This window comes from Pseudophaeobacter arcticus DSM 23566 (assembly GCF_000473205.1).
GTDB lineage: Bacteria > Pseudomonadota > Alphaproteobacteria > Rhodobacterales > Rhodobacteraceae > Pseudophaeobacter > Pseudophaeobacter arcticus.
This window is the reverse complement of the sequence record NZ_KI421507.1, coordinates 3,819,673-3,841,560: the sequence shown is the minus strand read 5'-3', so window position 1 is coordinate 3,841,560 and position 21,888 is coordinate 3,819,673. Positions and strand designations below refer to the sequence as shown.

The following is a 21,888-nucleotide window of genomic DNA, read 5'->3' as shown; positions in this document are numbered from 1 at the left end:
CGCAAAGGTCTGTTTGACCAGTGAAAAAAATCGCGGCTTGCCATTAGCTGAGCTTATGGCAAACTTATGCGATGAAAACCTCCCTGCCTCCCCTCGGCTGGCTACGGACATTCGAGGCCGCAGCCCGGCATCTGTCCTTTACCGGTGCCGCCAATGATTTGAACATGACCCAAAGCGCGGTCAGTCAGCAGATCAAGGGGCTGGAGTCCCATCTGGGCAAGACCCTGTTTCACCGCCGCCCCCGCGCGCTGGAGCTCACCCCAACCGGCACCACCTATCTGCCAGTGGTGCGCGAGGCCTTTCGCACCCTGACCAATGGCACCCGCGCCATTTCCGGCCCGCAAAAAAATGTGGTGCAGGTTCAGTGCAATATCTCCTTTGCCGTGCAATGGCTGTCGCCCCGGCTGGGCAGATTTTACGATGCACATCCGGATGTTTCACTGAACATCTCTACCGAGATCTGGGAACCCCGCGACATGGCCGAAGGTGCCGATGTGGAGATCCGCTTTTCGCTGGGGCTGGCGGATACGGTGCGGGGCGAGCTTTTGCACCGCGATCACTACTATCCGGTCTGCGCCCCCGACTATGCGGTGACGCTGGCTGAACTGCACCAGCACCGGCTGTTTGACTGTTCCAATCTGATGGCCAATTTCCCCGCCTGGGCCGAGGATCAGGGCCTGCCCTGGCCCAATCCACCAGTGACCTATGCAACCACCTATATGGCCTGCCTGCCCGCAGTGGCTGCGGGCGCCGGGGTGGGCCTGGCCCATGACATCATGGTCAGCGACCTGATCCGGCAGGGACGGCTGATTGCCCCCTTTGACCACCGCGCCCCGGTGCCAGAGGCCTATTACCTCCTGCTGTCCCCCCAGGCCGAACACTCACCCGGCGCCCAGGCTTTTGCCATCTGGTTACGGGCTGAGATGGCAAAGGATCACTGCGGCGGCAAGGCCTGGCCAAAGGCGCTCAAACGCTCGACCTAGCCCTCCCAGACAGAGATCACCTGTCACGTTGCATCACTCGGCGACAGTGTCACAAATCATCCTCTTGTCCTGCCTATAGGTGTTTCTAGGCCAAGCACGGATCGCAGGGCTTGCACTTATTCTCGCAATCAGAACAATTGGCACATGACAGATAAAGCATTCCCCAGTTGGCCCGATATCGCCCCAGACCTGATCCATGTTGCCGCAGGCCGCGCGCCTGCCGATACGGTCATTCGTCAGGGCAAATGGGTCAATGTCCACACCCGCGAGGTGCTGGACAATCACGACATCGCCATCAAATCCGGTCGTATCGCCTATGTCGGCCCCGATGCCAGCTATTGCACCGGGCCGGATACCCAGGTGATCGAGGCGCAGGGGCGCTATATGATCCCCGGCCTGTGCGATGCCCATATGCATATCGAATCCGGCATGTTGACCCCGGCGGAGTTTGCCCGCGCGGTGATCCCCCATGGCACCACCTCGATGTTCACCGACCCCCATGAAATCGCCAATGTTCTGGGGCTTGAGGGCGTGCGGCTGATGCATGACGAGGCCCTGCTGCAACCAGTCAATATCTTCACCCAGATGCCCTCCTGTGCGCCCTCGGCGCCGGGGCTGGAAACCACCGGGTTTGAAATCACCGCCGAAGACGTCGCCGAAGCCATGCACTGGCCCGGTATTGTTGGCCTCGGCGAGATGATGAACTTCCCCGGTGTGGCCAATGCCGACCCCAAGATGCTGGCGGAAATCGCCGCCACCCAACGTGCGGGCAAGACCGTTGGCGGGCATTTTGCCTCGCCGGATCTGGGGCGCGATTTTGCCGCCTATGTCGCCGGCGGCCCGGCGGATGACCACGAGGGCACCTGCGAAGCGGATGCCATCGCCCGGATGCGCCAGGGCATGCGTGCCATGGTGCGGCTGGGGTCTGCCTGGTACGACGTTGAGGCGCAGATCACCGCCATCACCGAAAAGGGCCTGGATCCACGCAACTTTATCCTCTGCACCGATGATTGCCACTCGGGCACACTGGTGCATGACGGCCACATGAACCGGGTGGTGCGCCATGCCATTGCCTGCGGCTGTGATCCGCTGATCGCGCTGCAGATGGCAACGATCAACACCGCCACTCATTTTGGGCTGGAGCGCGATATCGGCTCGATCACGCCGGGACGGCGCGCCGATGTGATCCTCACCTCAGACCTGACAGACCTGCCCATCGAACTGGTGGTGGCGCGCGGGCAGATTGTCGCTGAATCAGGCTCTATTACGGTGGATTGTCCGCATCTTGACTGGCCTGACAGCGCCCGTGGCACCATCCATCTGGGCCATGAGCTGACCGCAACAGATTTTGAGATCAAGGCCCCCGAGGGCGCCAATGCCGTCACCGCCAATGTCATTGGCATGGTGGAAAACCAGGCCCCGACCAAAGCGCTAAAGGCTGAATTGCCAGTGCATGACGGGCTGGTGGAAGCCACCATGGCCGCCGAGGGAGAGACCTGCCAGATCGCACTGGTAGAGCGGCACCAGGCAACTGGCGGCGTCACCAATGCCTTTGTTTCGGGCTTTGGCTACACTGGCAAAATGGCCATGGCCTCCACCGTGGCGCATGACAGCCACCACATGATTGTCGTCGGCACCGACCGGGACCAGATGGCGCTGGCCGCCAATCGTCTGGCCGAGGTCGGCGGCGGCGTCACCATTTTCCGCGATGGCACAGAACTGGCGCTGGTCGAGCTGCCCATCGCCGGCCTGATGTCCGACAGCCCCGCCACCGAGGTTGCCGCCAAGGCACAAAAACTGGGCGAGGCGATGGAGGCCTGCGGGTGTTCGCTCAACAACGCCTATATGCAGCACTCCTTGCTGGCCCTGGTGGTGATCCCCGAACTCAGGATCTCGGACCTTGGGCTGGTGGACGTGCGCACATTTGAAATGATCCCAGTGATTGAGCCACTTACATGATGCCCGCCACACCGATCACCCAGATCAAACAGCCCCAGGCCCCCGCCCCCGAGAGCTTTGCCGATGCCAGTGCCGCCGTGGCCCGGCTGGAAGAGCTTTACGCCCAGGCCACCACGTTCCTATGTGATGAGTTCATCGCCAGCATGGCGACAGGGACCAAAGGCACCCAGCGCATTCGCGCCTTTTATCCCGAGATCCGCTTTACCACCTCCAGCTTTGCCCAGGTGGACAGCCGCCTCAGCTTTGGTCATGTCTCGGCCCCGGGCACCTATGCCACCACGGTGACGCGGCCGGATCTGTTTCGCCACTATCTGACTCAGCAAATCGCCCTGTTGATCAAGAACCACGGCCAACCCGTTATCATCGGCGCCTCAACCACGCCAATCCCGGTACATTTTGCCGTTGGCTCCCGGCCCGATTTGACAGTGCCACAAGACGGCGCTGCCGGTTTCACCCTGCGCGATGTTTTTGATGTCCCGGATCTGGCCACCACCAATGATGATATTGTCAATGGCACCTACCAGTCCGAAGACGGCATTGGCCCGCTGTCGTTGTTCACCGCGCAACGCATTGACTACTCATTGGCGCGGCTGGCGCATTACACCGCCACCGCGCCCGAGCATTTCCAGAACCACGTGCTGTTTACCAACTACCAGTTCTATGTGGCCGAGTTCGAATCCTACGCCCGGGAACAGCTGGCGGATCCGCAATCGGGTTACACCAGTTTTGTCAGCACTGGAAACCATGAGATATCCGACTCCAAGGCGGATATTCCGGCCATAGCCAAGCTGCCACAGATGCCCACCTATCATCTGAAACGCGCCGACGGCAAAGGCATCACCCTGGTCAACATCGGCGTTGGGCCCTCAAACGCCAAAACAGCCACCGATCATATTGCAGTGCTGCGCCCGCATGCCTGGATGATGGTTGGCCACTGTGCCGGCCTGCGCAATACCCAGGCGCTTGGGGATTTTGTCCTGGCCCATGCCTACCTGCGCGAAGATCACGTGCTGGACGATGACCTTCCGGTCTGGACGCCTATTCCCGCCCTGGCGGAAATCCAGATCGCCCTGGAACAGGCCGTGGCCGAGGTCACCGAATTTGAGGGCTATGATCTGAAGCGGATCATGCGCACCGGTACCGTCGCCACCATCGACAACCGCAATTGGGAATTGCGCGACCAGTCCGGCCCGGTGCAGCGGCTCAGCCAGTCCCGTGCCATCGCCCTGGATATGGAAAGCGCCACCATCGCCGCCAACGGCTATCGCTTTCGCGTCCCCTACGGCACCCTGCTCTGCGTGTCCGACAAACCGCTGCATGGGGAACTGAAGCTGCCGGGCATGGCCTCTGACTTTTACCAAACACAGGTTGCACGCCATTTGCAGATCGGCATAAAGGCGATGGAACAGCTCAGATCGATGCCGTTGGAGCGGTTGCACAGCCGAAAACTGCGCTCTTTTGACGAAACCGCCTTCCTTTAGGCCAAGTTTTCCACTGTTTTCTGCAAAAAACCGCTGGTTTCTATAGTCTTTTGTCACACAACGCGTTGTGTTCCTACACAACATAACGATAATGTTGCGCGACGAGGCCCCACAGTTCGGGCAGTTTTAAGGAGATCTGAGAATGTCCAAACCGATGACAAAAACCCAGCTTGTTGCCGCTCTGGCTGAGGAAATGGGCGAAGATAAAAAGACCGCAGGTGTTGCTCTTGAAGCCGTCTGCGCCTTGATCACGCGCGAAGTTTCCGACGGCGGTGCCGTAACTCTGCCTGGCGTCGGCAAAATCTATTGCCGCGAGCGCCCTGAGCGCGAAGTGCGCAATCCCGCCACTGGCGAAAAATTCATGAAGGAAGCGGACAAGGTTGTGAAAATGACCATTGCCAAAGCCCTGAAAGACAGCGTCAACGGCGAAGCCTAATCCAGGAAATTCCGGATTACTGCTATCGAGATCGGGTCGCCTTTGGCGGCCCTTTTTCATGTCTGCCCTATTCACACCTACAAATCTGGAACTGACCGGACCCATATGCCAATCGCGTGAGCGCGCATCGAATGGGCATTCCCAGTAGGTACTTGCCTTGCTAAACACCTGAGACACCACCAGCCCTCTGGAGACATCGGTATGGATCTACGCGCAATTGCCATGGGGCTCACCTTTGCCATCATGTGGTCTTCGGCCTTCACCTCGGCCCGGATCATCGTGATGGATGCCTCGCCGCTGTTCTCCTTGGCGGTGCGGTTTTTGATTTCAGGATTGATTGGCGTCGGGATTGCCCTGGCTCTGGGGCAGACCTGGCGGCTGAGCCGCAACCAGTGGCGGGCCACCATGATCTTTGGTCTCTGCCAGAATGCGCTTTATCTTGGGCTTAACTTTGTTGCCATGCAGTGGATCGAAGCCTCGCTGGCGGCTATCATCGCCTCCACCATGCCGCTCTGTGTGGCGCTGGCCTCTTGGGTGATCTTTGGCGACCGGATCAAGCCCCTGGGGCTGATGGGCCTGATGGCGGGCGTAGCAGGCGTGGCGCTAATCATGGGCACCCGGATCAATGCCGGGGTTGATCTCTTTGGCCTTATGCTCTGCTTTGTCGGGGTTGCGGCCCTGACCGTGGCCACCCTGGCCCTGCGCGGTGCCACCTCCGGGGGCAACTTCATGATGGTTGTCGGCCTGCAGATGCTGATTGGATCCGCCATTCTGTTTGTCGCCGCGCCGCTAAGCGAAGATATCTTTGTTCATCCGACCCTCCGGTTGGGACTGGCCTTTGCCTATACCACTGTTGTTCCCGGCCTGATGGCGACCTTTATCTGGGTGCTGCTGCTCAACCGGATTGGCGCCATTCGCGCCGCCACCTTTCACTTTCTCAACCCGGTTTTTGGCGTCGCGGTTGCCAGCCTGCTGCTCGGCGAGCAGCTGGGCCTACTTGATCTTATCGGTGTCGCGGTGGTGACCTTGGGCATTCTGGCCGTACAACTGTCCCGGCAGGCCCTCCCCAAATAATCCACTATTTCCCGGACACAGAGACGCGAGCCGGGTGAAATGCTCTTTGCATTTTGCCCGCGACGCCCCATCTTTGCCACAACAGCGAACAGAGCGGCCTAAGGGACCAGACCGCAAAAGCCGGAGACCTGCATGACCAAATATACCAAAGACCCCACCGCCATCGCCGCCCTGTCGGAAGAGGAATTCTACGTCACCCAGAACGCGGGCACCGAACGCCCTGGCACCGGCAAGCTGCTCGCCAACAAAGAGGTCGGCATCTATGTCGATATCGTCTCGGGCGAGCCGCTGTTTGCCTCGGGTGACAAATACGACTCCGGCTGCGGCTGGCCCAGCTTTACCAAACCCATCGAACCCGCCTATATCAGCGAGCTGGAAGACCGGGCCCTGGGCATGATTCGCACCGAGGTGCGCTCCACCCATGGCGACAGCCACCTGGGCCATGTTTTCCCCGACGGGCCGGTCGAACACGGTGGCCTGCGCTACTGCATCAACTCTGCCTCGCTGCGGTTTGTTCCGCTGGCTGAAATGGAGGCCGAAGGCTATGCAGATTACATCAACCAAGTGGAGGAAAGATCATGAGCATGAGCGAACGCGCCGTCCTTGCAGGGGGCTGTTTCTGGGGCATGCAGGATCTGATCCGCAAGCGCAAAGGCGTGCTGAAAACCCGTGTCGGCTACACCGGCGGCGATGTGGCCAATGCCACCTATAAAAACCACGGCACCCATGCCGAAGGCATCGAGATCCTGTTTGATCCCAGCCAGACCTCCTACCGCGAGTTGCTGGAGTTCTTCTTTCAGATCCATGACCCCACCACGCAAAACCGTCAGGGCAATGATCTTGGCATGAGCTACCGCTCGGCGATTTATTATGTCGATGAGGCGCAAAAAGCCGTGGCACTGGACACCATCGCCGATGTCGAGGCCTGCGGGCTCTGGCCTGGCAAGGTGGTGACCGAAGTCGAAGCCGTCGGCGATTTCTGGGAGGCCGAGCCCGAGCACCAGGACTATCTGGAGCACCGCCCGGATGGCTACACCTGCCACTTTGCCCGCCCCGACTGGGTGCTGCCCAAACGCAGTTCAGCGGCGGAATAACCCAAGTTAGAGCCGCAATTTCGCCAAGACCCGCTCCAATCCGGGGCGGGTCTTTTGGTTTTCTCCCTTCTAGCCCTTGGCCACGCGTGGGCGGCCACTGGCCTCAACCGTCAGCATCGCCTCGACAAAGACCTCGCGCGCCTCGACCACGGCCATGCGGATATCACGGGTGACATGCGTATGGATATCCTCCGCCCCTGCTGCTTCGGCAGCGGCACAGGCCTGATCCCGTAGGGCCTGCTCCAACACCTGCAAAGCCTCCTGAGAGGCTGAAAAATCCTGCGGAGCGCTGTCCAGATGCACCCGAAACTTGCCCTCTGCCGGCGCGGTCACGCTGCCGCTGCGGCGCATGGTGATACGGCCAACCACGGCACCAATGGCATTGGCCACCCCGGCGTGTTCCGGCAGCAACATCCGGCATTTGAGCCGCTCTCCAACCGCCGGGTAATAACAGGGAGCCGATGCCCCCAGCCCCACCACGTCGATATTCACCGCCGTTTCCAGCGATAGAATCCCACGATATGAGGCCAGCCCACGCTGCGTCAGCACATGCCGCGCCAGATCAGCGGGCGGCAAGGGAAAATCCTCCGCTTCCTCGGCAAAGGCAGACTCTAAAAGGGTCAAAGAGGTCTGTTCCACCAGCTGATCCACAATCATCCGCGCCAGTTCTTGCGCCCCTGATGCCAGGGTGTCACCACTGCCAATGCGACGGCGGGCAAACAGGGTCAGGGCCTTTTCGGCGGCCGCTGCATCCCAGGCCTGAACCCAGCCCAGAACATGGCTGGCATCGGATGGGGTCACGCCCGCAACCTGCACCAGGCCGCGATCCAGCAATCGGCTCAGCGCGCCCTGTTCCATCCGGGTCCGCAGTATCGCGCCCAAAGGGTGCACCTCGGTGCCAATGCGCCCCAACAGGGCCAGTTCGCGCTCCCCCAGACCAACAGCTGGCAGGCCGATCATGGCACGCACAAATCTGCCGTCATATTCCCCCACCACAGGCGCGTTGAGCTGCCTGTCCAAGGCCGCATGCACCACCTCAGGGGCCTCTGCCGCGATCAATGACACCGGCACCACCCGGCGCGGGCCCAGGGTCACGCCCCCCTGCAGCCCACTGGCCTGCAGGTGCACCTGGCTGTCCCCACCCAGACCGGTGGTGCGCATCGCCACCGCCTCGACCATGGTGCGAAAGGCACCAACCCGCGCGCCAGCCGGATCAATCGCCGGTTTTCCATCGCGGATAAGGGCCACATCCGTGGTGGTGCCGCCGATATCGCTAACCAGCGCATTCTCCGCCCCGGTCAGCCAGCGCGCCCCTACGATTGAGGCCGCAGGTCCGCTCAGAATGGTTTCGATCGGGCGTTCGCGCGCCTGTTCTGCCGACATCAGGGCCCCATCGCCGCGCACCACCATCATCGGAGCTGTCACGCCAAGCGCGACCAATGTATCCTGGGCCCGGCCAATCAGCCGGTCGATCATCCCAATAAGTCGCGCATTCAGCACTGCGGTCACCGCCCTCTTGGGGCCATTCAGCTTTGCCGACAACTGATGCGAACACGTAACCGGCGCCTGGGTCATCTCTGCGATAATGCGTGCGACTTCCAGCTCATGGGCGGGGTTTCGGGTGGCAAAAACAGAGGCCACAGCGAAGCCCGAAACACCAGCCGAATCTGTCTCTAAAAAGGCGCGCAGGCCCTCGACATCCAGGGCGCATGCCTCGGTGCCGGCGTGGTTGTGCCCCCCCGCAAGCACCAATGCCGGATCCCCCTTCAGTGCATCCCGCAATCCATGGCGATCCAGATCGGCCGCGCTAAAACCCACATAGATCAGCGCCACGCGGCCACCCTGCCCCTCCACCAGCGCATTGGTCGCCAGCGTGGTCGACAGCGCCGCCATAGACACCTCAGCCGCCGCACAGCCGGACTGCTCCAAAACTGCTCTGATTGCGCCACCAACCCCAATGGCAAGATCCGTCCGCGTGGTCAGCGACTTGGCACTGGCAATCACCTCTTTCTCGTCACGGATCAACACCGCATCCGTGTAGGTTCCCCCCGTATCCACCCCCAAAAGCAACGCCATTTCAATCATCTCCAAACCATTCGCCCAACCGGTCTAAAGCCTATTGGTCAGAGGTCCATCCTGTTTGCGTCATGACAGCCGCTGAACCGCCCATTGCGCCGCATCGGCCACGGTTGGATCCGGATCCTGGGTCAACCCCTCTGCCACACTGCGCAACGCAGGCAGCTCAGAATTGCCAATGGCATAAAGCACATTGCGCACAAAGCGATCCCGCCCCACCCGTTTGATCGGTGAACCGGCAAAAAATGCCCGAAACTCCGCGTCATCCAGCACCGCCAGCTCTGCCAGCTTTGGCGCCTCCAGCTCGGCCCGGGCGGCATAGCGCAGATCACTGGCGGCAACGGCAAATTTATTCCAGGGGCAGGCCGACAGACAGTCATCACAGCCATAGATCCGATTGCCCAGCTTGCTGCGCAGCTCCGGATCAACCGGACCTTTGTGCTCAATCGTCAGATAAGAAATGCAACGCCGCGCATCCATCTGATAGGGCGCGGTAAAGGCCTCGGTCGGGCAGGCCGTCAAACAAGAGGTGCAAGATCCACAACGATCCATCTCAGCGCGATCTACAGGCAGATCCAGGGTGGTGAAAACAGAGCCTAAAAAGGCCCAATTACCCCAATCTCGGCTCACCAGGTTGGTGTGCTTGCCCTGCCAGCCAAGCCCTGCCGCCTGCCCCAAAGGTTTTTCCGGCACCGGCGCCGTATCAACAAAGACCTTAACCTGCGCAGCCTCATCCTGCTCAATCAGCCAACGCGCCAATCGCTTCAGCCGCTTTTTGACCAGATCATGATAGTCCTTGTTGCGGGCATAGACCGAAACCGCCCCCCGGTCGGCACAGCCCACAACCGCCATCGGATCTTCCTGTGGCGTATAGCTCTCCGCCAGCATGATAACCGAGCGTGCTTCAGGCCACAGCGCCCCTGGGTCTGCGCGCCAATGGCTACGCTCTGCCATCCAGCCCATCTGCCCATGATAGCCCTTGTCAAGAAACTGCTGCAGCCGCTCTGGCACCAGCGGCACATCCCAGGGGCGACAGATCTTGCAGGCGACAAACCCCTCAGCAAGGGCCCGCGCCACCAGTCGCGCCTTCAAATCAGCACCATGTTTCATTTGGCCAAAAATATCCTCGGGGGTGAATTGCCTTTGCCAAAAGGCAAGAGGGGGCAGACAGCCCCCTCACTGTGCCAGCGGTTCCAGCAAAACGCCAGTCTCTCAGAAATCAAGATCCGCGTAATGGGCCGGCGGGCGAAAGCCCGAAATCTGATCCGCCAGAATAGAGCGAAAGGCCGGGCGTGATTTGATCTTGGCATACCAGTCCTTGACCACAGCCGAGCGGTTCCAGTCCACATCCGAAATATAGTCCAATGACGACAGATGCGCGGCGGCGGCAAAATCTGCCAGACTCATCTGGTCCCCCGCCAGCCAGCGCCGATGGTCCAGCAGCCAGGTCATATAGTCGAGATGATATTTGATCGCCTTGGCCCCTGCCTTGACGTTCTTGCTGTCCGGATAGCCTTCACCGGTGACCTTCTTGTTGACCCGCTCATAAAGCAGCTTTGAGGTCACTTCCGAGTGAAATTTATCGTCAAACCAGCTGACAATGCGGCGCACCTCATAGCGCCCATCGGGGTCGCTGGGCATCAGCGCCGGTGTCGGCCGGGTTTCTTCCAGATACTCGCAGATGGCGGCGCTCTCAGACATCATTTTGCCATCCAGACGGATAACCGGCACCTTGCCTGCCGGGTTACGGCGCAAAAAATCCGGGTCAGCTTCCCAATAGCGCTCTTCAACCAACTCTACTTCGATCTTCTTTTCCGCCAGGGACAGACGGATTTTCCGACAAAATGGGGAAAGCGGGACATGATAGAGACGTGCCATTGGGTCTTTTGAAACTCCGGGTCGGACTGCGAAGGTATGCTCCAGCAATGCCCTGTGCGCGGCAAAACTTCAATCCTCGAAACAGCCCGCCCGCCCATCTGCGCGGATGGTAGCCGCCCCATCTTGTATTTTGGTGGCCCGGCGTTTGAGGTTTTGACTTGGGCGCGCGGCGGAGCGCTGTTTTGGATTTGGCAAAACCGCCGCGATCAATGCTGCCTGGCGGGGGGTGAGCGCATCAGGGCCAACCCCAAAATAGTTCCGCGCCGCCGCCTCTGCGCCAAAAATGCCCTCATCCATCTCGGCCACATTCAGATAGACTTCCAGAATGCGCCGCTTGCTCCAGATCGCTTCCACCAGCGGGGTCAGCAGGGTTTCCAGCGCTTTGCGCCCCCAGCTGCGCCCCTGCCATAAAAATACGTTCTTCACCACCTGCTGCGACAGGGTAGAGCCGCCACGCTGCCCGCCCTCGGCAAGAGCGGCCCGGATAGCCTGCACATCAATCCCCCAATGCTGACAAAACCGCGCATCTTCTGCGGCGACAACCGACCGCACCAAAACCGGCGCAATATCCTCCAGGGGAACCCATTCCTGATCGACATCGCCTAGACGGCGCTTTTCGCTCCAGATTGTATGGGTGGTTGGCGGGTTCACCACAGAGAACAGCAACACCAAAAGCACCGCCCCAAGAGCAACGGTAAACAGCCCCCGCAGGATCCACCGCCGAAGCCAGCGCAGCGGCTGCGCCAAACGGGCTTTGATCCAGGATCGGCCTGATTTGCTCTTTCTGGTCTTTTTCACTGCCTTTGCCATGTCTCTCTATAAGATAGCCAAGCCCCCGAAACCAACCAAGAATCGCAGCTCGATTTTCCGCACTTCCGCGCGGGGATTCGCAGCCCAAACCAAAAAGCCCCGCAAGCGACCAGCTTGCGGGACAATTCTGTAGCAGCAGATCTGTCTGGGCTTATTCAGCCGGGACCGCCGTTTGTTCCAGGCTCAAAGGATATGCCAGCTTGTCGAGCATCTCAACGGGGCAGACCTGCAGGAAATTGCCCTTCTCCAGATCCCAGTTCTGCAGGATCTCGGCGGCCTTGCGGCTACCAGTCTCTTCCAGATGCTGCTCAATCAAAGTTTTCAGCTGGGCCTCCCAATGCGCCACAGTCACCGCACAGGTCACCAGACCCTCCATGTTCATCATGGTCTGGGCCTGGCCCTCTGGATCATAAAGATAGGCCATCCCCCCGGTCATACCAGCACCAAAGTTGGCTCCGATTGACCCCAGGATCACTGCAACACCACCGGTCATATATTCACAACCACAGGCGCCACAGCCCTCGATCACCACTTTGGCCCCCGAGTTTCGCACCCCAAAGCGTTCGCCGGCCCGGCCCGCAGCAAAGAGATACCCGTCGGTGGCACCGTAGAGAACGGTATTGCCGACAATGGTATTGTCGCTGGCGGTCAGCGGTGAGGCCATTGGCGGGCGCACCACAATGGTACCGCCCGAAAGCCCCTTGCCGACATAGTCATTGGCATCGCCAGAGACTTCCAGCTTCAACCCCGGTGCCGCAAAGGCGCCCAGCGATTGCCCGGCAGAGCCCTGCAGTTTCACCGTCAGGTGATCCGGCTGGAAGGCATTGCGCATACCAAAGTTGCGCACGATATGGCTCGAGGTGCGGGTGCCCACGGACCGATGGGTGTTCTGCACGGCATAAGACAGCTGCATCTTTTCGCCATCACGCAAGAACCGCGCGGCATCGCGGACAATTTCGCTGTCCAGCGTATCCGGCACCGGATTGCGGTCCTTGTCGCGGTTATAAACGATATTGGCAGAGCCATCGACGGTGATCAGCAGCGGGTTAAGGTCCAGATCATCCAGATGCGCCGACCCACGGCTGACCTGCGCCAGCAGATCCGCCCGACCGATGATGTCATCCATGCTCCGCGCCCCGATAGAGGCCAGGATTTCCCGCACTTCCTGCGCATAGAAGGTGATCAGATTGACAACCTTATCCGCATTGCCGGTGAACTTGGCGCGCAGGCTCTCATCCTGGGTACAGACCCCAACAGGGCAGGTATTGGACTGGCACTGACGCACCATGATACAGCCCATGGCAATCAGCGCAGCGGTGCCGATGCCATATTCCTCGGCCCCGAGCATCGCCGCCATGACGATGTCACGCCCGGTGCGCAGCCCCCCGTCGGTACGCAGGGTGACGCGTTCACGCAGGTTGTTCATCGCCAGCACCTGATGCGCCTCTGTGAGACCCATTTCCCAGGGCAGACCGGCGTATTTGATCGAGGTCGCGGGCGACGCCCCGGTGCCACCATTGTGGCCCGAGATCAGGATGATATCGGCCTTGGCCTTGGCGACGCCAGCGGCGATGGTGCCAACCCCGGAAGACGCCACCAGTTTCACTGTCACTTTGCAGCGCGGGTTGATCTGTTTCAGATCGTAGATCAGCTGCGCCAGATCCTCGATCGAATAGATATCATGGTGCGGTGGCGGTGAAATCAGGGTCACGCCCTTGGTCGAGTGGCGCAGGCGGGCAATCAGGTCGGTGACCTTCATCCCCGGCAACTGGCCGCCCTCACCGGGCTTGGCCCCCTGGGCCACCTTGATTTCCAGCTCTTCGCATTGGTTCAGATATTCGGCAGTGACGCCAAACCGCCCCGAGGCCACCTGTTTGATCTTGGCAGATGGGTTGTCGCCATTGGGTTCCGGCACAAAATGCGCCGGATCTTCGCCGCCTTCACCGGAGTCGGATTTGGCCCCGATCCGGTTCATCGCCACGTTCAGGGTCTTGTGTGCCTCAGGCGACAAAGCGCCCAGGCTCATGCCCGGTGTGACAAAGCGTTTGCGGATCGAGGTGATGCTTTCCACCTCTTCAATCGGCACTGCCTTGCCCAGGGGCTTGATGTCCAGCAGATCACGCAGGTGGATTGGCGGGTTGCTTTGCATCTTGGCAGAATACTGCTTCCACATCTCAAACGAGGCGCGGTTGCAGGCCATCTGCAGCATATGCATCGAGGTGGCTTCCCAGGCATGGGTCTCGCCGGATTTACGCGCCTTATAAAAGCCGCCGATGGGCAGGATGTTTTCTGCACCCTTCCAGCCCTTGGCATGGATCGCTACAGCCTTGACCTGAATACCGCTGACACCAATGCCGGAGATCCGGCTGGTCATGCCAGGGAAGAACTCGGCGCACATAGCGCGCGACAGGCCGACGGCCTCAAAGTTCAGGCCACCACGATAGGAGGAGATCACCGAGATCCCCATCTTTGCCATGATCTTCAAAAGACCCTGGTCGATGGCCTCCCGGTAGCGGGCGACATTTTCGGTCAGGGTGCCATCCAGCAGCCCGCGCTCAATGCGATCCGCCAGCGAATCCTCGGCCAGATAGGCGTTCACCACGGTAGCGCCACAGCCGATGAGTACGGCAAAATAATGTGGGTCCACACATTCCGCCGCCCGCACATTGATCGAGCAGAAAGTGCGCAGGCCCTTGCGGGTCAGATGTGAATGCACCGCCGATGTTGCCAGGATCATCGGCATCGCCACGCGGGTTGCATCCGAGAACTGATCGGTCAGTACCAGATGGCCAGCGCCCGACCGCACGGCGTCTTCGGCCTCGGCGCGGATACGGTCCAGTGCCTGGCTGAGCGAGCCCTCAGCAGGATCAAAGGAGCAGTCGATCTCGACCAGGGGGGCGTTGAACTGATCAGCCAGCTTGTCCCACTGGGCATTGCCGACAAAGGGGCTTTCCAGCACCACGATCTCGGTCTGGCTGCTGTCTTCGTCCAGCACGTTCTTGAGGTTACCAAAGCGGGTCTTCAGCGACATCACCCGGAATTCCCGCAGGGAATCGATAGGTGGGTTGGTCACCTGGCTAAAGTTCTGGCGGAAAAAATGCGACAGTGGGCGGTACTGTTTGGACAGGACAGCCGAGGGCGTGTCATCCCCCATCGAGGCCAGGGTCTCTTTGCCATCTTCAGCCATCGGAGACAGGATCTGCTCCAGCTCTTCGATGGTATAGCCAGCTGCCACCTGACGGCGACGCAGCTCATCACCGGTAAAGATCGGCGCTTCGGTCACGGTGGCAAGGGTGGCATCCACATCGTTGATCTTGCTCACCCAGTCGCCAAAGGGCAGCGCTGCAGAGAGTTTATTCTTGATCGCGGTATCGTGGTACAACTTGCCTTTTTTCATGTCCACAGCCAGCATCTGGCCAGGGCCAAGCGCGCCTTTTTCCACCACGGTGGCCTCGTCGATTGGCACCATGCCCGCCTCGGAACCCGCAATCACCAGCCCATCGCCAGTGACCACATAGCGCATTGGGCGCAGGCCGTTACGGTCCAGACCAGCGCAGACCCAGCGGCCATCGGTCATCGCCAACGCCGCCGGACCATCCCAGGGCTCCATCACCGAGTTGCAGTAGGAATACATGTCCCGCCAGGCTTCGGGCAGCTCAACCGCCTGTTTCGACCAGCTTTCGGGCACCAGCATGGTCTTGGCCATCGGTGCCGACCGGCCGGCGCGCACCAGGACTTCGAATACACCATCCAGCGCCGCCGAATCAGAAGCACCGCTGGCAATGATCGGCTTGATATCTTCGGCGTGGTCCCCAAAGGTGGTGCTGGCCATGCGGATTTCATGGCTCTTCATCCAGTTGACATTGCCCTTCAGGGTGTTGATCTCACCATTGTGGGCCAACATGCGGAACGGCTGTGCCAACCACCACTGCGGGAAAGTATTGGTGGAATAGCGCTGGTGGTAGATCGCAAAGGCGCTTGCGAAGCGCTCATCCATCAGATCGGGGTAGAAGACCGCAACCTGTTCGGCCAGCATCATGCCCTTGTAGATGATCGAACGGCAAGACAGCGACGCCAGATAGAGCGCCCCAATGCCAGCGGCAGCCGCAGCTTTTTCGATGCGGCGACGGATCACATACAGCTCGCGCTCAAAGGTGTCCTCATCCACACCTTTCGAGTTCGAGATCAGGATCTGTTCGATCTCGGGGCGGGTGGCGTTGGCTTTCTCGCCCAGGCAGGTCACATCAACCGGCACATGACGCCAGCCGTAGATGTAATAGCCCATACGCAGCACTTCGGTTTCAACGATGGTCCGGCAGGTTTCCTGGGCGCCAAAATCGGTGCGTGGCAGGAACACCTGCCCAACGGCCATCAGCTCATTCAGCCGCGGCTCATGGCCGGTGCGGCGGATCTGGTCATAAAAGAACCGAGCCGGAATTTGCACGTGGATGCCCGCGCCATCGCCGGTCTTGCCGTCGGCATCAACCGCACCCCGGTGCCAGATCGCTTTCAGCGCATTAATACCGGCCTCAACCACGCTGCGGCTGGCCTTGCCGTCAACGGCAACCACCAGACCAACACCGCAGGAAGAATGCTCTTCCTCCTCGGTATAAAGACCATTCTCTGCCATCCACTTGCGCTTAGCCTCCTCGGCGCGCACCCAGTCTGCATCATATTTGACTGCATCATGATTGGTCATTGGTCGTCTCCTTCTGCCGCGGGGCGAAACGCTTTCATTACCTCCGCTTCGGTCATCTGCCGTTGCGTTCCAGTAAAGGCGTAGCCTTCGGGTTTCTTGTCGATAAAAAATTCCAGGTCGAGAGTGGTCCCACCTGCATTGTCAAAGAGGCCAGCCGCCATATTGGTTTGGCCGTGTAACTCACCGGGCACTGTGATCCGATACCAAAGCATCGAGCCGCACTCAGAACAAAAGGCGCGCTCTGCCCAGTCTGATGAGACATAGGTCTTCACCGGCCCCAAAGCAGCATAGCCAGAGGCCGCCGGGATGGTCATCAGCGCCGAACTGGTCCAGCGGCGGCACATGTCACAGTGACAGGCACGCAGGGTATTTTGCGCCGGTGTCATCGAGACAGTGACGGCGCCGCACATGCAGTTACCCTTCAATTCGCTCATGATCCCTGGCTCCCTTGCGGTGGCTGTTCGAGTTACTCCGCCGCAACCTGTGCAGCGGCACTGTTGAAACGCTCAACCAGAGCATCGGCGCAGTCGCGACCGTCCTTGATGGCCCAGACCACCAGCGAGGCACCGCGCACGATGTCACCAATGGCATAGACGCCGTCCAGATCAGTGGCCCCGGTGCGGAACTCGGCTTTGACGGTGCCCCAGCGGGTCACCGGCAGATCAGGCTGACCCCAGAGGGTTGGCAGCGCTTCCGGCTCAAAGCCCAGCGCCTTGATCACCAGATCGGCCTCTTCAATGTAATCCGCACCTTCGATCACCTCAGGAGCCTGACGGCCAGTTGCATCGGGCTGGCCCAGACGCATCTTTTGCACCATAACACCGGCAACCTTACCGCTGTTGTCGGTAAAGCCCCTGGGCGCGGTCAGCCACTCGAACTGCACGCCTTCTTCTTCGGCGTTCTGTGTCTCGCGCTGCGAGCCGGGCATATTGGCGCGGTCACGACGATAGAGGCATTTGACGGAAGTCGCGCCCTGACGGATCGAGGTGCGCAGGCAGTCCATCGCGGTGTCGCCACCGCCAATCACCACAACCTTCTTGCCTGCGGCGTTCAGGGTGCCGTTTTCAAACTCTTCAACCGTATCACCAAAGTTCGAGGCCCGGTTGGCCGCGGTCAGGAAGTCAATCGCTTTGACAATGCCGGTGGCGCCCGATCCGGGCATTTCCAGATCGCGGGATTTATAAACGCCGGTGGCGATGATCACCGCGTCATGTTTGGCGCGAATCTCGTCAAAGGTAATGTCGGTGCCGATGTTGCAGTTCATCACAAAGGTGACGCCGCCATCCGCCAGCAGCTGGTTGCGGCGCATCACCACGTCTTTTTCCAGCTTAAAGCCGGGAATACCGTAGGTGAGCAAGCCGCCTGCGCGGTCGTAGCGATCATAGACCGTCACCTGAATGCCAGCCTTGCGCAGCATATCTGCCGCCGCCAGTCCACCAGGGCCGGCACCGATGATGCCAACGCTTTCAGAGCGCTCCTGCGCCGGAGCGTTGGCTTTGACCCAGCCTTTGTCCCAGGCAGTATCGGTGATATATTTTTCAACCGCCCCAATGGTGACGGTGCCATGGCCAGATTGTTCAATGACACAATTGCCTTCGCACAGCCGGTCCTGCGGACAGATGCGGCCACAGATCTCGGGGAAGGTATTGGTGGCCTGGGAGATCTGATAGGCCTCTTGCAGACGACCGGTGGCGGTCAGGCGCAGCCAGTCGGGAATATTGTTGTGCAGCGGGCAGTGGGACTGACAATAGGGCACACCACACTGGCTGCAGCGGCTGGCCTGCTCTTCTGCCTTGGCCGCAGCGAACTCCGAATAGATCTCATCAAAATCTTCGCGACGGGTATCAGCGGCACGCTTTTGTGGCATGTCGCGATCAATCTTCACGAATTTGAGCATCGGTTGCTTGGCCATGGGCGAACTCCCTATTTTGGCTGGCTGCGACAGGCCCGGATAAGAGCCCTGCGGTGTATTAGTCAGTATTGCTGACCTAAAATGACCAGCTTCCACCCCTGATACTGTTTCTCACGGGAATGTACAGGAATTTTAGTCCCGATTCGGACCTAAATGACCCCTTCCCTATCCGACACCAGAATTTATACAGAACCAAGCTACCCCAGCCCTGCCGCGACTCAGCCGGGGCACCTCATTTCAGGACTTCATTTATGCCGTTTTTGCAGCTTGTACTTGTCGCGCTGATCCAAGGGATTACCGAATTCCTCCCGGTGTCCTCCTCCGGTCACCTGATTCTCCTTCCTGGATTGACGGGCTACGCGGATCAAGGCCAGGTCATTGATGTCGCCGTCCACCTCGGCACCCTTGCGGCGGTGGTGATCTTTTTCTGGCGCGACGTGCGCATGGGCCTGGCTGGGCTGACCTGCCTTGCCTGCGGGCGTGCCGATACCGAAGGCGCCCGGCTGGCGCTGGGGTTGATCATTGCCACAATCCCCACCGTGCTGTTTGGCGCCTTCCTGCATTTTTCCGGTCTCAGCGATGCGCTGCGCTCGCCAGCGGTGATTGGCTGGACCATGCTGGTCTTTGGCATCGTGCTGTATGTCGCGGACCAAAAATGCCGCGAGCAAAAGATCGCCAGTGATTGGGGGCTGCGAGATGCGCTGATCATGGGGCTCTGGCAAATGGTAGCGCTCATCCCCGGCACCTCGCGGTCCGGCATCACCATCACCGGCGCCCGCCAGCTTGGCTACAAGCGCGAAGATGGCGCGCGCATCGCCATGCTGATGTCCATTCCCACCATCATCGCCTCTGGCGTCTTGCTGGGTACAGAGGTGGCGCTAGAGGCCAATATGGCGCTGATCCGCGATGCCGGCATTGCCGCACTTCTGGCAATGCTTTCGGCGCTGGCAGCGCTGAGCCTGATGATGCGACTGCTGCGCTCGGTCAGCTTTACCCCCTATGTGATCTACCGAGTGATTCTGGGTCTGGTCCTGCTGGGCTATGCCTATGGGGCCTAGCCCCCAACAAAAGCAGTCTGCAAAATAAAAGGGCGCTGGATTTCTCCGCGCCCTTGATTAATTCCGGTACCGTTAGTTCCGGCAGCCCGACCTGAAGATCAGGCGTCGCCCTTTAGATTGCGCGCCGAGGCGGTCATTTCATCATATTGACCCGAGGGACGGAACTTCCACAGATAGCTGGGCAGGATCGGCCCCATCCGTTCTGGCGTGATCCCCAGATCGGCAAAACCCTTGGCGCCTTCGGAAACCACATTGTCAGTTCCCAGGGATTTCAACTGGTCCCGGCTCAGCACTTTGTTTTCAATCAGTTGCAGGCTAATCGCCTGCAGCATGTCAAAGCCAAAGGCCAGCGGCCAGACCGCAAAACCAGGCAGCGAGACAACCACACGACGCCGCATAATCACATCGCACATCTGGCGCATCAGCGCGGCAAAGCTCTTCACCTCTGGACCGCCCAGCTCATAGGTGCCGGGTGCGGCTTCCCCCAGGACCCCTTTGACCGCGGCACGGGCCACATCATCGACATAGACCGGCTGGAACAGGGTATTGCCCTTGGCAATCGGCAGGAGCGGCGACAGGCTGGCCATGCCAGCAAAGCGATTGAAAAACGCGTCTTCAGTGCCAAAGATGACCGAGGGGCGCAGGATCACCGCATTGGGAAAATATCCACGCACGGCCTCTTCGCCCAGAGCCTTGGTGCGGGCATATTCGCTGCTGCCTTCGGCATCAGCCCCCAGCGCCGAGATATGCACCAGCTGACCAATGTCCTGCTTATGAGCAATCCGTGCCACCCGCGCAGCACCATCAACCTGCACGGCTTCAAAGCTGTTTTTGCCATGGGCATTGAGAACACCAACGCAGTTTACCACCGCATCCGCCCCCTGCATCGCCGCAGCCACTGAGGCATCATCGCGAATGTTACACAGAACCGGTTCAACCTGGCCCGGCACGCCGTAGGGTTTGACATGCATGGCTTCATTGGGTCTGCGTACGGCCACCCGTACCCGCCAGCCCTCTTTTGCCATGCGGCGCGCGATGTAGCGGCCGACAAAACCAGACCCGCCATAAATCGTGACCAGTTTGGACATCTCTTGGCTCCTGCAAATAGCTATGGCTCCGATCTACCGTTCCTGAACCTTTCAAACAAGGCGCAAAACGCGGAGCCACGGGCACAATGGATGCAGAATCTGCATTTGGCGTTAACAAAGATGCCCCATATTTCAGTTTGCGTTGCCATACATTCAAAACTATCTATGGGTCCTCCAAAGACGCCGCGCGACACAGCTAAAACATACAAACAAAATGGCTATTTTCAAAAGCCGAGGAACAAATCCCATGGAAGCCGATACCTGCAAAGCCCATGTGCTCCGCAGCCTTGAAAGTGACAGAATGAACCTCGATACTTTCATTCCAGTCTTTTATCAGAGCTTCTTTGCCGCCTGCCCAGAGGCCCGCGCCATTTTCCCAACCGACATCGCGCGTCTCGAGGCAAAGATGCTTGCCTCCTTGACCCATATGGCTGAGGCTCTGGAAAGCACCGACCGACTGGATGGCATTCTCGCGGCGCTGGGAAATAAGCATCACAGAATGGAAATTTCCGACACGCACTTTAACCACTTCATCTCCAGCTTCACCAACACGCTTGCCACCATCCTGGGCCCGGAGTGGAGCAAGGAAACCGATGAGGCCTGGACACAATTTCTGAGATTTGTCGCCATGAGGATGAGCTTCTTTGCCGCCTCAGAGCCCGCAGTCGCAACTCGCTGAGCACCCCCGGCCACCTGTTCAGGAGCGCAAAATCCGGAAGGTGGCAGAGTTTTTGCAAAAATGTCAAAAATCCGTTTGACGCCCCCGACGCTGCAGCCTATACGGCCCCAACACGACACCTGCCCAGGTGGCGGAATTGGTAGACGCGCTAGCTTCAGGTGCTAGTATTGGCAACGATGTGGAGGTTCGAGTCCTCTCCTGGGCACCAAATTTTCCCACTTATCTGGAAAACGTCCGACCCCTGCAAAAGCAGGGCGACACCCGGTGTTTATCGCTCCCCCCCAGACCAATCGCGCTGAACAGCAAAGCCTGCCTCGACAGGGGCAGCAGCAGGCTATCCAAGGGCAATGAATGGATTGCCAAATGCCGGATTACCCCCCTCTTCAGGGCGCACCACTAGATTTAGAAACAAACGCAGGGTACGGGGGCGCTGAACATTTCAAAACGCCCGATATATCCGACCTTCACACTGGCCTTCACACAGGTATTCACGCTGGCCCCGAACTGGCCCCGAACTGGCAGGAGCCGATTGCACAGTAAAAATGCCCCTGCAACACAGGGTGATGACAGCCTGGCAGTTGAGTTCGCGCCGCATTGCCCTTATTTCGAATTCATCGGCGCATGGCGTCAAAGAGCGACCCAGACGACAACCCAGACTGTG

At 59.7% G+C, this 21,888-nt stretch carries 17 protein-coding genes and 1 tRNA gene; 10 read left to right on the top strand and 8 right to left on the bottom strand.

Translation table 11 applies throughout. The features are described from left to right. Positions 1-71: 71 nt before the first annotated feature. From ARCT_RS0123055 to msrA, 7 genes are all read left to right on the top strand, one after another. Positions 72-983, top strand: coding sequence for a LysR substrate-binding domain-containing protein (locus tag ARCT_RS0123055; protein ID WP_027242202.1), 912 nt, complete (start codon positions 72-74; stop codon positions 981-983). Between the two features lie 144 nt (positions 984-1,127). Continuing rightward, complete coding sequence (gene ade / locus ARCT_RS0123050) at positions 1,128-2,942, top strand: adenine deaminase (RefSeq protein ID WP_027242201.1); 1,815 nt, start codon at positions 1,128-1,130, stop codon at positions 2,940-2,942. Next, positions 2,939-4,423: an AMP nucleosidase gene (locus ARCT_RS0123045; RefSeq protein WP_036785361.1), complete on the top strand. Its 1,485-nt coding sequence runs from the start codon at positions 2,939-2,941 to the stop codon at positions 4,421-4,423. Before ade ends, ARCT_RS0123045 begins: the two co-directional genes overlap by 4 nt. Positions 4,424-4,565: 142 nt before the next feature. Beyond that, positions 4,566-4,859 (top strand): HU family DNA-binding protein, encoded by a 294-nt coding sequence (locus ARCT_RS0123040; RefSeq protein ID WP_027242199.1) that lies wholly within the window; start codon positions 4,566-4,568, stop codon positions 4,857-4,859. Positions 4,860-5,060: 201 nt separating this feature from the next. Next, positions 5,061-5,933 (top strand): DMT family transporter, encoded by an 873-nt coding sequence (locus tag ARCT_RS0123035; protein ID WP_027242198.1) that lies wholly within the window; start codon positions 5,061-5,063, stop codon positions 5,931-5,933. 132 nt (positions 5,934-6,065) lie between these two features. Further along, positions 6,066-6,515 carry a peptide-methionine (R)-S-oxide reductase MsrB gene (gene msrB / locus ARCT_RS0123030; RefSeq protein ID WP_027242197.1) on the top strand — a complete coding sequence of 150 codons (450 nt, stop codon included), beginning with the start codon at positions 6,066-6,068 and terminating at the stop codon, positions 6,513-6,515. Beyond that, a complete protein-coding gene (msrA, locus tag ARCT_RS0123025) occupies positions 6,512-7,027 on the top strand; it encodes a peptide-methionine (S)-S-oxide reductase MsrA (RefSeq protein WP_027242196.1) in 516 nt (171 codons plus the stop codon). Before msrB ends, msrA begins: the two co-directional genes overlap by 4 nt. 69 nt (positions 7,028-7,096) lie before the next feature. On the opposite strand, the gene ARCT_RS0123020 is transcribed toward msrA, so the two are convergent. The 7 genes from ARCT_RS0123020 to ARCT_RS0122990 form a co-directional block, all read right to left on the bottom strand. Next, positions 7,097-9,103, bottom strand: a complete 2,007-nt coding sequence (locus tag ARCT_RS0123020; RefSeq protein ID WP_027242195.1) for a hydantoinase/oxoprolinase N-terminal domain-containing protein — start codon at positions 9,101-9,103, stop codon at positions 7,097-7,099. Between the two features lie 69 nt (positions 9,104-9,172). Beyond that, on the bottom strand, positions 9,173-10,213 hold the full coding sequence (gene queG, locus ARCT_RS0123015; RefSeq protein ID WP_027242194.1) for a tRNA epoxyqueuosine(34) reductase QueG: 1,041 nt from the start codon (positions 10,211-10,213) through the stop codon (positions 9,173-9,175). Between the two features lie 102 nt (positions 10,214-10,315). After that, positions 10,316-10,981 (bottom strand): FtsZ-binding protein FzlA, encoded by a 666-nt coding sequence (fzlA, locus tag ARCT_RS0123010; RefSeq protein WP_027242193.1) that lies wholly within the window; start codon positions 10,979-10,981, stop codon positions 10,316-10,318. A 69-nt stretch (positions 10,982-11,050) separates the two neighbouring features. Next, positions 11,051-11,791, bottom strand: coding sequence for a monofunctional biosynthetic peptidoglycan transglycosylase (gene mtgA, locus ARCT_RS0123005; protein WP_027242192.1), 741 nt, complete (start codon positions 11,789-11,791; stop codon positions 11,051-11,053). Between the two features lie 151 nt (positions 11,792-11,942). Then, the gene (gene gltB / locus ARCT_RS0123000) at positions 11,943-16,490 is read right to left on the bottom strand and encodes a glutamate synthase large subunit (protein ID WP_027242191.1); all 4,548 of its coding nucleotides are present in this window, start codon (positions 16,488-16,490) and stop codon (positions 11,943-11,945) included. Beyond that, on the bottom strand, positions 16,487-16,924 hold the full coding sequence (locus ARCT_RS0122995) for a GFA family protein (RefSeq protein WP_036785358.1): 438 nt from the start codon (positions 16,922-16,924) through the stop codon (positions 16,487-16,489). The genes gltB and ARCT_RS0122995 overlap by 4 nt, the downstream gene beginning before the upstream one ends. 32 nt (positions 16,925-16,956) lie before the next feature. Beyond that, the gene (locus ARCT_RS0122990; protein ID WP_027242189.1) at positions 16,957-18,402 is read right to left on the bottom strand and encodes an NAD(P)-dependent oxidoreductase; all 1,446 of its coding nucleotides are present in this window, start codon (positions 18,400-18,402) and stop codon (positions 16,957-16,959) included. 251 nt (positions 18,403-18,653) lie between these two features. On the opposite strand from ARCT_RS0122990, the gene ARCT_RS0122985 reads away from it, so the two are divergent. Beyond that, positions 18,654-19,460 carry an undecaprenyl-diphosphate phosphatase gene (locus ARCT_RS0122985; RefSeq protein WP_027242188.1) on the top strand — a complete coding sequence of 269 codons (807 nt, stop codon included), beginning with the start codon at positions 18,654-18,656 and terminating at the stop codon, positions 19,458-19,460. 98 nt (positions 19,461-19,558) lie between these two features. Here ARCT_RS0122985 and ARCT_RS0122980 read toward each other — a convergent pair whose 3' ends face one another. Next, positions 19,559-20,548, bottom strand: a complete 990-nt coding sequence (locus ARCT_RS0122980) for a complex I NDUFA9 subunit family protein (RefSeq protein ID WP_027242187.1) — start codon at positions 20,546-20,548, stop codon at positions 19,559-19,561. A gap of 301 nt (positions 20,549-20,849) precedes the next feature. Between ARCT_RS0122980 and ARCT_RS0122975 the strand changes: the two genes are divergently transcribed. Together ARCT_RS0122975 and ARCT_RS0122970 are read left to right on the top strand one after the other, a co-directional pair. Next, positions 20,850-21,227 carry a globin domain-containing protein gene (locus tag ARCT_RS0122975; RefSeq protein WP_027242186.1) on the top strand — a complete coding sequence of 126 codons (378 nt, stop codon included), beginning with the start codon at positions 20,850-20,852 and terminating at the stop codon, positions 21,225-21,227. 121 nt (positions 21,228-21,348) lie between these two features. Continuing rightward, positions 21,349-21,435, top strand: a tRNA-Leu gene (locus ARCT_RS0122970). The last annotated feature ends 453 nt before the right edge of the window (positions 21,436-21,888 follow it).